Origin of the sequence: Kitasatospora sp. MAP5-34, from assembly GCF_029894335.1 — a bacterium.
Taxonomy (GTDB): Bacteria; Actinomycetota; Actinomycetes; order Streptomycetales; family Streptomycetaceae; genus Kitasatospora.
Window position 1 is genome coordinate 61,827 of record NZ_JARXZC010000005.1, and the last position, 12,522, is coordinate 74,348.

Annotated in this window: 10 protein-coding genes; 5 read left to right on the top strand and 5 right to left on the bottom strand. The window is 70.0% G+C overall.

What is annotated here, in order from left to right; all coding sequences use genetic code 11:
• Window positions 1-144 precede the first annotated feature (144 nt).
• Together P3T29_RS07000 and P3T29_RS07005 are read right to left on the bottom strand one after the other, a co-directional pair.
• Window positions 145-474, bottom strand: coding sequence for a metalloregulator ArsR/SmtB family transcription factor (locus tag P3T29_RS07000; protein ID WP_280715433.1), 330 nt, complete (start codon window positions 472-474; stop codon window positions 145-147).
• A gap of 43 nt (window positions 475-517) precedes the next feature.
• Window positions 518-892, bottom strand: a complete 375-nt coding sequence (locus tag P3T29_RS07005; RefSeq protein WP_280715434.1) for a hypothetical protein — start codon at window positions 890-892, stop codon at window positions 518-520.
• Between the two features lie 464 nt (window positions 893-1,356).
• On the opposite strand from P3T29_RS07005, the gene P3T29_RS07010 reads away from it, so the two are divergent.
• Window positions 1,357-4,245, top strand: coding sequence for a DEAD/DEAH box helicase (locus P3T29_RS07010; protein WP_280715435.1), 2,889 nt, complete (start codon window positions 1,357-1,359; stop codon window positions 4,243-4,245).
• 71 nt (window positions 4,246-4,316) lie between these two features.
• Here the strand turns inward: P3T29_RS07010 and P3T29_RS07015 are convergent, their stop codons facing one another.
• Window positions 4,317-5,348, bottom strand: a complete 1,032-nt coding sequence (locus P3T29_RS07015) for a sphingomyelin phosphodiesterase (RefSeq protein WP_280715436.1) — start codon at window positions 5,346-5,348, stop codon at window positions 4,317-4,319.
• A 286-nt stretch (window positions 5,349-5,634) separates the two neighbouring features.
• On the opposite strand from P3T29_RS07015, the gene P3T29_RS07020 reads away from it, so the two are divergent.
• Both P3T29_RS07020 and P3T29_RS07025 read left to right on the top strand, forming a co-directional pair.
• Window positions 5,635-6,981 carry a radical SAM protein gene (locus P3T29_RS07020; RefSeq protein ID WP_280715437.1) on the top strand — a complete coding sequence of 449 codons (1,347 nt, stop codon included), beginning with the start codon at window positions 5,635-5,637 and terminating at the stop codon, window positions 6,979-6,981.
• On the top strand, window positions 6,978-7,994 hold the full coding sequence (locus tag P3T29_RS07025; RefSeq protein WP_280715438.1) for an aminotransferase class I/II-fold pyridoxal phosphate-dependent enzyme: 1,017 nt from the start codon (window positions 6,978-6,980) through the stop codon (window positions 7,992-7,994). Before P3T29_RS07020 ends, P3T29_RS07025 begins: the two co-directional genes overlap by 4 nt.
• A gap of 211 nt (window positions 7,995-8,205) precedes the next feature.
• On the opposite strand, the gene P3T29_RS07030 is transcribed toward P3T29_RS07025, so the two are convergent.
• Window positions 8,206-9,120 carry a 5'-3' exonuclease gene (locus P3T29_RS07030; RefSeq protein ID WP_280715629.1) on the bottom strand — a complete coding sequence of 305 codons (915 nt, stop codon included), beginning with the start codon at window positions 9,118-9,120 and terminating at the stop codon, window positions 8,206-8,208.
• Window positions 9,121-9,199: 79 nt separating this feature from the next.
• Window positions 9,200-10,252 (bottom strand): cation diffusion facilitator family transporter, encoded by a 1,053-nt coding sequence (locus P3T29_RS07035; RefSeq protein WP_280715439.1) that lies wholly within the window; start codon window positions 10,250-10,252, stop codon window positions 9,200-9,202.
• 248 nt (window positions 10,253-10,500) lie between these two features.
• Here P3T29_RS07035 and P3T29_RS07040 point away from each other — a divergent pair, with 248 nt between their 5' ends.
• The gene (locus P3T29_RS07040) at window positions 10,501-11,283 is read left to right on the top strand and encodes a 3-oxoacyl-ACP reductase (protein ID WP_280715440.1); all 783 of its coding nucleotides are present in this window, start codon (window positions 10,501-10,503) and stop codon (window positions 11,281-11,283) included.
• Between the two features lie 97 nt (window positions 11,284-11,380).
• Window positions 11,381-12,475: a DUF2510 domain-containing protein gene (locus tag P3T29_RS07045; protein ID WP_280715441.1), complete on the top strand. Its 1,095-nt coding sequence runs from the start codon at window positions 11,381-11,383 to the stop codon at window positions 12,473-12,475.
• Window positions 12,476-12,522 lie beyond the last annotated feature (47 nt).

Below are 12,522 nucleotides of genomic sequence, written 5' to 3' on the forward strand. Positions count from 1 at the left end.
AACTGGGTAACCACAGCAGGGGCGCGGGGCTCGGTTGGATCAACTGCGTGCGCGATCAACCGTCAACGTACGTCGTGCCCTGGTCGCGTACGCAGTTGATCAAGCGGCGGCCCGCGCCCCTGAAGGACCCCAATCCCGTAGGGGTTACCCCGGCTCGCGGAGCTCCGCGAGAAGTGCCCCCTGGTCGGTGATCATCTCGGTCAGGATCCGGCGGGCCGCCCGGAGGAGGTCGGCGACGTCCCCGCCCGCGAGCGCGTACACCACCGTCGAGCCCTCCCGGGTGGCCGTCACCAGACCGTACCGCCGGAGCAGCGCGAGCTGCTGGGAGAGGCTGGACGGCTCCACGCCCAGCGCCACCACCAGCTCGCGGACCGGGGTCGGCCCGGCCTGCAGCAGTTCCAGCACCCTGATCCGGACCGGATGCCCGAGCATCCGGAAGAACTCCGCCTTCGCCTGGTACAGCTGTACCGGCACGCCCCCTGCCCCTTTCCGGTCGTCCGTCGGCGCCCGCCACGGGTCAGATCTCAAGCGTCGTCTCGATCCGCTTGAGCTGGTGCCTGGCCATCGCCAGGTTGGCGCGGCCGCGGGCCAGCGCCAGGTAGAGGAAGAGGCCCCGCCCGGTCTGCGTGGTCAGCGGCCTGATCAGGTGGTACTGGGTGGTGAGGCTGATCAGGATGTCCTCGATGTCGTTGTCGTGGAGGTTGAGCATCTCCATCGTGCGCATCTTGGCCCGGACCAGGTCGGTGTTGCCCGCCGCCGCCACGTTGAGGTCGATCTCGGCGCCGTCGCCCAGCGTTCCGAGGGCCATCCCGCTGCCGTAGTCGACCAGCGCGACGCCGATCGCGCCGTCGATGGCCATGGCTTCCTTGAGTGAGGTCTCCAGATTCGGCATCGCGATCCTCCTGTCGACGAGTCCACGCCAAGGTGGCGGGCTCGGTGGTCCGACTGTAGGGAGCGGGGTGTGCGGAGCGGCCGGATGACCGCAAGTGACCGACAGGGGCCGTAAGTTACGCCAATCATGGCTTTTTGCCGACCGTTTGAAGACATTTGCAACTGCGGATCTGATCCAGTCACCGATCACCGGCCGATCACCGGCCGAGCGCGGGGCCGGGGAGGCAGGTCGGCGCGGGGTAGGCCGGGAGCCCCGAAAAACGTTGCTATCGATGTCATCCCCGGCGGGTAACCTCAGGCTGAGATGCTCGATCACCACACGAAACACGTCCGCTGCGTCCCGGTCCCGGCCTTCGCCGCTCCGGCTCCGCAGCCGCAGGCGTCGCCGTCTGCAACCCCGTCCCGCCCGCACGGGCACCAGCCGTACGGGAAGCAACAGCCCCACGGGAAGAAGAGGTGACGCAGATGAACAGCGCCATGCCCGCCGAAGAACGCGATGCCGAACGCGACGCCGGACGCGACGCCGAGGAGCTCAGCCCTGCCGAGGCGTACGCGGCCTTCCGCCGCCGTGCCGCAGAACAGGCCACCGCGCTCTACGGCTTCCAGCAGCTGTACGACTTCCCGCTCGACGCCTTCCAGATCGAGGCCTGCCAGGCCCTGGAGGCCGGATCGGGAGTTCTGGTCGCCGCGCCGACCGGCTCGGGCAAGACCATCGTCGGCGAGTTCGCCGTGCACCTGGCCCTGCAGAGCGGCCGTAAGTGCTTCTACACCACGCCGATCAAGGCGCTGTCGAACCAGAAGTTCGGCGACTTCGTCAAGCGTTACGGCGCCGACAAGGTCGGCCTGCTGACGGGTGACAACACCGTCAACGGTGACGCGCCGATCGTGGTGATGACCACCGAGGTGCTGCGCAACATGCTCTACGCGGGCTCGCAGACTCTCGACGGCCTCGGGTACGTGGTGATGGACGAGGTGCACTACCTCGCCGACCGCTTCCGGGGCGCCGTCTGGGAAGAGGTGATCATCCACCTCCCCGAGTCCGTCACGCTGGCCTCGCTCTCCGCGACCGTCTCCAACGCCGAGGAGTTCGGCGACTGGCTGGACACCGTGCGCGGCGGCACCAAGGTGATCGTCTCCGAGCACCGCCCGGTGCCGCTCTGGCAGCACGTGATGGCCGGCAACCGGATGTACGACCTGTTCGCCAACCCGGACCGCGACGGCCGCCCCAAGGACGCGCCGCGCAACCCGGCCAAGGCCGTCAACCCCGAACTGGTCCGCCTCGCCCGCTCCGAGCAGGCCGCCAATCCGCGTGCGGGCAGCGACCGCTTCGGCAAGGGCCGGGGCCGCTCGATGCCCACCGGCCGCCCCAGCCGGATCTGGACCCCGGGCCGGGTCGATGTGATCGAGCGGCTGGACGCCGAGGGCCTGCTGCCCGCGATCACCTTCATCTTCAGCCGGGCCGGCTGCGAGGCCGCCGTGCAGCAGTGCCTCGGCTCCGGGCTGCGGCTCAACCGCGACAGCGACCGGGCGCTGGTCCGCTCGATCGTCGAGGAGCGCTGCGCCGACATCCCCGACGAGGACCTGCACGTCCTCGGCTACTTCGAGTGGCTGGACGGCCTGGAGCGTGGCATCGCCGCCCACCACGCCGGCATGCTGCCGAGGTTCAAGGAGGTCGTCGAGGAACTCTTCGTCAAGGGCCTGGTCAAGGCGGTCTTCGCCACCGAGACGCTGGCGCTGGGCATCAACATGCCCGCCCGCTCGGTGGTCATGGAGAAGCTGGTCAAGTGGAACGGCGAGGCCCACGCCGACGTCACCCCCGGCGAGTACACCCAGCTCACCGGCCGCGCCGGGCGGCGCGGCATCGACATCGAGGGCCACGCCGTCGTGCTCTGGCAGCGCGCCCTCGACCCGGAGGCGCTGGCCGGGCTGGCCGGCACCCGTACCTACCCGCTGAAGTCCTCGTTCCGCCCGTCCTACAACATGGCGGTCAACCTGGTCTCCCAGTTCGGGCGGCACCGCTCACGCGAACTCCTCGAGACCTCCTTCGCGCAGTTCCAGGCGGACCGTTCGGTGGTCGGGATCGCCAAGCAGGTCCAGCGCAACGAGGAGGGCCTCCAGGGCTACCGCGAGTCGATGACCTGTCACCTCGGCGACTTCCAGGAGTACATGACCCTGCGCCGGGACCTCAAGGACCGGGAGAACGACCTCGCCCGCGAGGGCAGCGGCCAGCGCCGGGCCGCCGCCGTCGAGGCGATCGAGCAGCTCAAGCCGGGGGACGTGATCCACGTGCCCACCGGCAAGTTCGCGGGCCTCGCCCTGGTCCTCGACCCGGGCCTGCCGCCGGTCAGCCGCTCCCCGCGCACCCACCGCCACCCGGACTACCAGGACGGCCCGCGCCCGGTGGTGCTCACCGCCGAGCGGCAGGTCAAGCGGCTCGCGATGATCGACTTCCCGCACCCGGTGACGGCCGTCGAGCGGGTGAAGATCCCCAAGTCCTTCAACCCGCGCAGCCCGCAGTCCCGCCGCGACCTCGCCTCCGCGCTCCGTACCAAGGCCGGCCACCTGGAGCCCGAGCGGTTCCACAAGGGCCGCGCGGCCGCCGCCGACGACCCGGAGATCACCCGGCTCCGCGCTGCGCTGCGCCAGCACCCGTGCCACGGCTGCGACGAGCGCGAGGACCACGCCCGCTGGTCCGAGCGCTACCACCGGCTCACCCGCGACACCGAGTTGCTCGAACGCAAGGTCAAGTCCCGTACCCACACCATCGCCCGCACCTTCGACCGGGTCTGCGGCCTGCTCACCGACCTCGGCTACCTCCAGGGTGACAACGTCACCCCGGACGGCAAGCGCCTCGGCCGGCTCTACGGCGAACTCGACCTGCTCGCCTCCGAGTGCATCCGCGAGGGCGTCTGGGACGGCCTCGCCGCCGCCGAACTCGCCGCCTGCGCCTCGGCGTTGGTGTACGAGGCCCGCCAGGCCGACGACGCGGCGGCCCCCCGGGTGCCGGAGGGCGGCGCCCAGGAGGCGCTCGCCAAGATGGTCCGGATCTGGGGCCACCTGGACGCCCTGGAGGAGCAGCACCGGATCAACACCGCCGAGGGCGTCGGCCAGCGCGAGCCGGACCTCGGCTTCGCCTGGATCGCGTACCGCTGGGCGCTCGGCCACAACCTGGACTCGGTCCTGCGCGACGCCGACATGCCGGCCGGCGACTTCGTCCGCTGGACCAAGCAGCTGATCGACGTACTCGGCCAGATCCAGGACGCGGCGGGCGACGACGTCAAGCTCCGCTCCACCGCGCGCAAGGCGGTGGACGCGCTGCGGCGCGGCATCATCGCGTACTCGTCGGTGGGGTAGTCCCCGAAAACGACGGAAACGGAAACGGGCAGGGGTGCGGATCTCCGCGTCCCTGCCCGTTCACCTGCTGCCTAGAACTGGAATGTGGCCTCGACCGGGTAGTGGTCGCTCGGGGCGTTGGTGTCGAGCTGCCCCTGGGTCCAACCGGCCTGCGGGTCGAAGTCGATGTTGACGGTCGGCAGGGCGAGCGGCACCGGGCGGCCCGGGGCGTTCAGGTAGCCGATGTAGTCGAGGTTGTCCCGGTAGTCGGTCGGGAAGGTCTCGATGCCCGCCATGTACTGGCACCAGGCGGAGACCGAGCAGTCCATGGTGGTGCGGGTCTCGTTCGGGTTGGTCGACGGGGTGCCCAGCACGCCGTTCACCGCCGCCTGGGAGTTGGCGTAGTCGCCGCGCGACTGGCCGTGGTAGTACTCGACGTTGAGGTCACCGCCGAGCAGTACGGGGGCGGAGGAGCCGACGATGCCGTTGACCCAGTTCTTGATCTCGCCGAGCTGGCCGAGGCGGGTGGCCTGGGTGGTGTCGGTCGACTTGTCGGACTCGTCGGCCTGCAGGTGGGTGCCGACCACCCAGGTGTTGACGCCGTTCTTGTTGACCTTGACCAGCGCGGCACCCTTGTCGGAGTGGTAGTCCCAGGTGCCGTAGGTGGAGTTGCTGAAGATGTGCGCGTACTGGGCGGCGATCGGGTACTTGGAGAGGATCATCGTGCCGCCGTTGATCACGAACGGGGAGCTGGAGCAGTTGCCGCTGATGCCGTTCCAGCCGCCGCCCGAGCAGGTCCCGCCGACCACCGGGGTGCGGTAGGGGTAGAGGTCGGCCAGGTTGCTGTTGATGTCGCTGATCGAGGAGTCGTTGAACAGCTCGTCCAGGACCACCACGTCGGCGCTGTGCTGGCGGACGATCGACTCGACCACCGGGGTGCGCTGCGCGGCCTGCTCGTTCTGCGACCAGTCGACCACCGAGGTGCCGAGGTCCACGTTGAAGGCGAAGACGGAGAGGGTCGAGGGGGCGGCGGCCTGGGCGGCGGTGGCCTGCACGGTGCCACCGAGCAGCATCGTGGTGGCGGCTATCGCGGTGAGGGCGGTGGCAGAGCGGCGAGCGAGCATGGCGTTCTCCTGATGGTGCGTCAGCCCTGTGGCCCGGCGCCGCTGGTCGCGGCCCCGGGCATGACAACGGAACAGTAGCTACTCGCCGGTACTTCGGGGAGAACTGCAACCGATCAAAATTGATCCATCTTGTGGCTGCAAGGTGTCTGTACAGGTTCGCCCGCGTTCACCTGCCGGCCGGCACGGACGGCAGCCGCTCCCGCGAGCTGGGTCACCCACGATGCCGGAGCACCGTTCCCGGGGTAGCAGTGATCAGGTAAGAAGCCCGTTCATGCATGATGATCGGATGAACCGTAGCGACCAGCGCTTCCACGTCATCGTGCTGTCGAACTTCGCGAAGGGATTCGACAAGTACGCGTTCGCTTACGGTAAGGAGGGGATTCCGGAGAGTACCTATCCCGACCGGTTCCACCTGCTGACCCGTGCGGAGTTGGGTATCGGCATCGGCAAGGCGCGACGCCTGCTGGACCGGCTGGCCATTCCGGGCGACCGGCTGTTGGTGCTGGAAACCACGGTGGACCCCGACAAGCTGGTGCCGAACGTGTCGACCGGCCTCGGCATGGAACTGCACGAGGCTCGCATCCGGTTGTCAGCCGTCCACGAGCTCGACCAGGTAGGCGACGAGTTCACGCTGCGCCCGACAACCGTCGAGGATGCGATGGCGGCTTCCCTGCACCTGCACCTGCACGGATCGGCACAGCGTCGCTACGCCGACCTGCGACCGCGCTCGGTTTCGCTTCTGCCGGTCGCCTCCGCCTGCCAGGCCCGGTGTTCGTTCTGCTTCTCCGCCGCTTCGATCTCCACCGACCAGGCGCCGGCCCGGGTCCCGTGGGACGCGGTCGCCCACTGGCTGGAGCGCGCCCGTGCGGCAGGTGCCGAGCGCGCGGTGATCACCGGTGGCGGGGAGCCCACGCTCATACCGTTCGACCAGCAGCTGCGGCTGGTGTCCGCCTGCTCGGCGGCCTTCCCGAAGGTCGTCCTGATCACCAACGCGCACACCCTGGCGAAGGGTCAGCACGCTGACCGGGCCGACCGACTGGCAGCCCTGAGCGCAGCAGGCCTGGGCGTGCTGGCGGTCTCCCGCCACCACCAGGACGACGCCGTCAGCGAGCGGCTGATGATGCTGCGCACGCCGGTGAGCTCTGTCGCCGACACCTGGCGCGTGGAACGTGACCGCTGGCCGGGGCTGCGGATGAGACTGATCTGCGTGCTCCAGCACGGCGGCGTGGCCGACGCGGCCGGCGTCGCCGACTACCTTTCGTGGGCTGCGGCTCTCGGTGTCGAGGAAGTCTGCTTCAAGGAGCTCTACGTCTCCACCAGTACCGAGTCGCTCTACTTCGACCGCACCGCCAACGTCTGGAGCCGGGAGCACCAGGTTTCGCTCTCCGTCGTCACCCGGTTCGCCGAGCAGCACGGCTTCGAACTCGCGAGCCGCCTGCCCTGGGGCGCGCCGGTCTACCACGGCACCTGGGACGGCCAGCCGATCCGGATCGCGGCTTACACCGAGCCCAGCCTGCTCTGGGAACGCACCAGCGGGATCGCCCGCAGCTGGAACGTCCTGGCCGACGGACGCTGCTACGCCTCCCTGGAGGACCGGGCCAGCGAGATCGTGCCGGAAGGTGCAGCGGCATGAGGTTCGACGAGTTCCAGGAATTCCGGCAGCGGCAACTCGGTGCTTCCTCGTCGCTTCTGGACGCCGCCGAGACCAACGTGTACCGGGCGCTCGCTCCGCTGCGGCCGGAACCGCCGGCCGATCTGAGCACGGTGCACCGGTGCGATCTCGCCCGTGCCTGGCTGCGGCGGTTCGAGCTGCCGGAAGAGTGGTCCGGGCGTGCCATGGTCTGTCGAGGGGTCCGTCACGGGCTCGGTGTGGTGTTCCACTGGCTGCACGCCGTGCAGGCGCGGCTGTGGTTGCCCAGCGACGTGTACCCGGTCTACTTCGAGCTGGCCCGCGCTGCCGGCCTGGCGCCGGCGTCCTACCCGACGCTGCCGGCACCGGCGCTGCCGAGCTCGCCGGCGGACGAGCGGCCCGAGTACCTGCTGCTCGCCAACCCCAGTAAGCCGCTCGGCCGGTACCTGTCCGATGCCGAGTGCGCTGCGGTGATTTCGTGGTTGCAGGAATCACCACGCCGCCACCTGCTGATCGACAGCGTCTACGACCTGGGCACCCCGTTCGCCGCCGGCACACGGCGGTTGCTGGACACCGGCCGTGCGGTCCTGCTGCATTCGGTCACCAAGGGCTGGCTGTGGCCACGCACGTTCGGCGTGGTCCTGCTGGGTCCGGCGCAAGCCGAACTGGCCGAGGCGTTCCGGGCGGATCCGCCGACGCCGGCTCAGCTGAGGCTCGCCGACCGTCTGCTGACCGAGCACAGCGACGTGCCCCAGCAGGTCGTCGGCGAACTGGCCGCACGGGCTGAGCGGTTGTTCGAACGGTTGCCGGACGAGGTACTCGGGGCGATTCCTACGGCGAGCCGGACTTGTCCCGGTAACTACTTCTTCCCGGTCGAGATCCCGGCGGAGACGCTCCAGCGCGAGTTCGGCCTGTTCGCCATGCCGGTCGGCGTGTTCGGGGAGAGCCGCTGGTCCGGCTCCATCCTGACCAGCCTCGCCGACGCTTTCGGCCCGACACCGGTGGTGGCGCGATGAAACTACTGGAGGACCTGGCCGGGTACGGCGATGCGGACTTCGATTGAACCGCTGCGGGCTTGGGTGGTGGTTCAGGTGAGGCGGCGGGTGATGGCGCGCAGGACGTAGTGGGTGCGGGCCCGCAGGAGTGGTGGTCCGGACGGGGGGACGTCGGCGAGTTGGGCGATGCGTTCGCGGTTCAGGGGAACCGGGGCAGGACGGGGGTGAAGCCTCAGGTGTTCGTTCCGTTCTGGGCGAGGGTGTCGAGGAGGCGGGTGAGGGAGGTGCCGAGGCCCCAGCGGGTGGCGAGGTCTTCGAGGGTCATCGGGTCGAGGGGTTCGCGGGGGAGGGTGGGGTCGAAGTCGGGGAGGGGGATGTCGGTGGCGACGCGCACGACGGTGGGGGCTACGTCGAGGTAGGGGGCGGCTTCGAGGATGTTCTTGCGACGGGCCGGGGTGAGTTTGGAGAAGGGGTCGGTGGCTGCGGCGCGGATGCCGGCGAGGTCGCCGTACTCGCGGATGAGTTGGGCGGCGGTCTTCTCGCCGATGCCCTTGACGCCGGGCAGGCCGTCGCTCGGGTCGCCGCGCAGGGCCGCCATGTCGGCGTACTCGGCGCCGGTGACGCCGTACTTCTCGCGCAGGGCGGCCTCGTTGATGATCTGGGCGGCGCCGACGCCCTTGATCGGGTAGATCACCTGGACACCGCGCACGTCGTCGACCAGCTGGAAGAGGTCTCTGTCGCCGGTGACGATCTGCACCGGGCCCTTGGCCCGGGCGGCGAGAGTCCCGATCACGTCGTCCGCCTCGTACTCCGGCACGCCGATCCGGGCGATGCCGAGGGCGTCGAGCACCTGCTCGATGACCGGCACCTGGGGGGAGAGGGTGTCCGGGATCTCCTCCTCGCCCTCGGTGGCGGCCTCGGCGACGCGGTGGGTCTTGTACGTCGGGATCAGGTCGACCCGCCACTGCGGGCGCCAGTCCGCGTCCATGCAGGCGACCAACTGGTCGGGGTGGTGGTCCTGGACGAGTCGGGAGATGAAGTCGAGCAGGCCGCGCACGGCGTTCACCGGCTGCCCGTCGGGGGACCTCACGGAGTCCGGCACGCCGAAGTAGGCCCGGAAGTAGAGGCTGGCGGAGTCGAGGAGCATCAGTCGCGGTGCGGTCACGCTCAGATCATGCCGTACGGGACGGACAGCGTCGTGGATCCCTGGCAGCTCGAACTCGCGCTCAGTGCTCGTGCGGCCCGCTGCGGTGGATCGGGCCGTGCGAGTCGGCGCAGTGGTCGGCGGTGGCTGCTCCGGCGGTGGGGGTGGTGATCTGCAGCAGTTCCTGCGGTTCGTCCTCGCCGAGGTGGTCGACCTGGAGGGTGGCGTGCGTGATCCGGTAGTCGTCACGCAGCTGCCGTTGCAGGTCGCGGCGGACGGCGTGGCAGTCGCCGCCGGGGGCGACCAGGATGTGCGCCGAGATGGCGGGTTGGCCCGAGGTGATCTCCCAGATGTGCAGGTCGTGGATCTCGACCACCTCGGGTGCGGAGACCAGCTGGTCGGCGACGGCGTCCGGGTCGATCCCGGCCGGTGCGGCCTCCAGGAAGATCCGCCCGGAGGCCCGGACCAGGCCGATCCCCGCTCGCAGCATCAGCGCCACCACGACCAGGGAGGCGATGGCGTCGGCACGCAGGAAGCCGGTGGCCAGCATGATCGCACCGGCGACGGCGGTCGCGATGAACGCGTAGAGGTCCGTCACCACGTGCTGGAAGGCGCCCTCGACGTTGAGCGACGTCCGGTTCGCCTTCGACATGCACCAGGCGGCGGCGAGGTTGACGACGATGCCGACCAGTGCGGTGATCAGCACCAGCGAGCCCCGTACGTCGGGCGGGCTGATCAGCCGCTGGATCGCCTCGTACGCGAGCCAGACCGAGAGGATCAGCAGGGTGACGCCGTTGGCCTGGGCGGAGAGGATCTCGGCCCGCTTGAGCCCGTAGGTGTAACCGCCCCGGGCCGGCCTGGCGGACAGCCGCATCGCGATCAGCGCCAGCACGATCGACGCCGCGTCGGTCAGCATGTGCGCGGCGTCCGAGATCAGGGCCAGCGACTGGGCGGCGTAGCCGACGATGACCTCGCCCGCCATGAAGACCACGATCAGCGTGAGCGCGCTGACCAGCCAGCGCCGGTCCGCGTCCGCCGCCACGCCGTGCGAGTGCCCGCCGTGCCCGCCGCCGTGGTTGTGGTTGTGGCTGTGGCCTGCGTGATCGTGATCGTGCTCGAAGTCGTGGCTGGACATCGCCGCCCTCTCATGGATGCTCGGAGGCCAGGGCTGGGCCGCCCCGCACCGGAAGTGAACCCCAGATCGTACGAAGATCCAAAGGCTGCACTGGTGACCGTTGTCGTTCCCGTCAGCGGCCCTCCCCATCACTCGGCCGACGGCTGATCGGCCGGTCGGCTGTCGGAGTGTCAGTGCCAGGACGTACCGTTCGCCGTAGTCGTTCTGTAGTCGTCCAGATGCGTTGAGTGATGGAGGAGGGCCAGCCTATGACGGAAGCTCAGGTCTGCCGGCGTCTGACCGGCCGGGTCGCGGTCGTGACCGGCGCCGGGAGCGGCATCGGTCTGGCCTCGGCCCGGCGGCTCGCCGCCGAGGGTGCCAAGGTGGTCTGCGCCGACCTGGACGAGGCCACCGGCCGGGCGGTCGCGCGCGAGGTCGGCGGGCTCTTCGTGCACACCGACGTCACCGATCCGTACATGGTCGAGGCGCTCTTCGACGAGGCGTACGAGACGTACGGCAGTGTCGACGTGGCGTTCAACAACGCGGGCATCTCGCCGCCGGAGGACGACTCCATCCTCACCACCGGGCTGGACACCTGGCGCCGGGTCCAGGAGGCCAACCTCACCTCGGTCTACCTCTGCTGCCGGTCGGCGCTGCCGTACATGCGGCGGCACGGGCGCGGCTCGATCATCAACACGGCGAGTTTCGTGGCGCGGATGGGCGCGGCGACCTCGCGGATCTCGTACACGGCGTCCAAAGGCGGCGTGCTGGCGATGTCGCGTGAACTGGGCGTCCAGTTCGCCAGGGAGGGCATTCGGGTCAACGCGCTCTGCCCGGGGCCGGTGGACACCGCGCTGCTCCGCGAGCTGTTCGCCGAGGACCCGGCTCGGGCAGCCCGCCGGCTGGTGCATATTCCGGTCGGCAGATTCGCCCGGCCGGAGGAGATCGCCGCCGCCGTGGCCTTCCTGGCCAGCGACGACTCCTCCTTCATCACGGCGAGCGAGTTCCTGGTGGACGGGGGGATCTCGGGGGCCTACGTGACGTCCCGGTAGCCTGGCGGACGCTTCTCACCTGAATCTCATCAGAAAAAGGGCAAATACACCGGCGCATTGATATCGCGCTTACCCGAATACGTTTACATTCAGTGCCGTGAGCGAGATTCCCGCCGGGTGGTACCCGGATCCGCAGGAGACCAACAGCGACCCCCGGCCGGAGCGCTGGTGGGACGGTACCGGCTGGACGGCCACCACCCGTCCCGCTCCCAGCGCCGCGCTGGAGGGTGAGGTCCTGGAGAACGGGCCGACCGTCCGCTACCCCGAGCTGCCCGAACTGGGCATGCCCGGCAGCGAGCAGCCCGTCACCAAGCGCCGCAGTCTCTCCCGCCCGGTGATCATCGCGGCGACGGTCGCGGCGCTGGCCGGTCTCGCGGTCGGCTCCGGGATCACCTACCTGGCGATGGACGGCAGGTCCACGGTCAAGGTCGTCCCGCGCGCGGCCGGTAAGCCCGGCTACCACTTCGGCGGCAGCGGCGGAAGCGGCAACGGCGCCGGCGGCGGTCTGGGCAACGGTGGTGGTCTGGGCAACGGCGGTGGCTTCGGCGGCCCGGGCGGTGGCCTCGGTAGCGGCGGAAGCGGTAGTGGCGGCAGCAGCGGTGGCTTGGGCGGTGGCTTGGGCGGCGGCCTGGGTGGCGGAGGTTCGCAGGGCGGCGGCAGCTCCACCGACGGCCAGGCTGTGGACGCCGTGAACGGGGTCAGCATCCCGATCCCGGCCGGTTGGACGGGCGGCACCACCGCCACCGGCTTCGCCTCGCTCGACACCGGCGACTACGCCTGCCCCGACGGCTCCAGCGGGTGCTCGCTCGGCGGTGTGGTGACGGCCGCCCTCAAGGGCACCGACCCGAAGGCAGCCGCCCAGCAGGACATCGCGGCGGCCGCCAAGGACTCGTACGGCGACATCAAGTCCCACACCGAGCTGAAGAACGAAGCGGTCACCGTGGACGGCCGCAACGGCTACCTCGTCCGCTGGAAGGTCGCCGCCTCGAAGGGCAACGACGGCTACGTGGAGACGGTGGTCTTCCCGAACGCCGACGGCTCCGCCCTGATCTCCGTGCACCTGGGCTTCGACGTCGCCCCGAAGGCGCCGGGCGTGGACCAGATGGACGCCATCGTGAAGAGCATCACGGACTTCAGCGGCCAGCCCGGCGGCGCCGCCTCCGCCGGCGGCTCGGGGGGCACGAAGACCTGACAGCGGAACGGCCTGACAGCGGAACGGCCTGACGCAGCATGACCTGA

Bases quoted from the DNA above. Each gene is read 5' to 3' on its own strand.
- P3T29_RS07005 (WP_280715434.1), bottom strand. From the start codon at position 892: ATGCCGAATCTGGAGACCTCACTCAAGGAAGCCATGGCCATCGACGGC.
- P3T29_RS07010 (WP_280715435.1), top strand. From the start codon at position 1,357: ATGAACAGCGCCATGCCCGCCGAAGAACGCGATGCCGAACGCGACGCC.
- P3T29_RS07015 (WP_280715436.1), bottom strand. From the start codon at position 5,348: ATGCTCGCTCGCCGCTCTGCCACCGCCCTCACCGCGATAGCCGCCACC.
- P3T29_RS07020 (WP_280715437.1), top strand. From the start codon at position 5,635: ATGAACCGTAGCGACCAGCGCTTCCACGTCATCGTGCTGTCGAACTTC.
- P3T29_RS07025 (WP_280715438.1), top strand. From the start codon at position 6,978: ATGAGGTTCGACGAGTTCCAGGAATTCCGGCAGCGGCAACTCGGTGCT.
- P3T29_RS07030 (WP_280715629.1), bottom strand. From the start codon at position 9,120: ATGCTCCTCGACTCCGCCAGCCTCTACTTCCGGGCCTACTTCGGCGTG.
- P3T29_RS07035 (WP_280715439.1), bottom strand. From the start codon at position 10,252: ATGTCCAGCCACGACTTCGAGCACGATCACGATCACGCAGGCCACAGC.
- P3T29_RS07040 (WP_280715440.1), top strand. From the start codon at position 10,501: ATGACGGAAGCTCAGGTCTGCCGGCGTCTGACCGGCCGGGTCGCGGTC.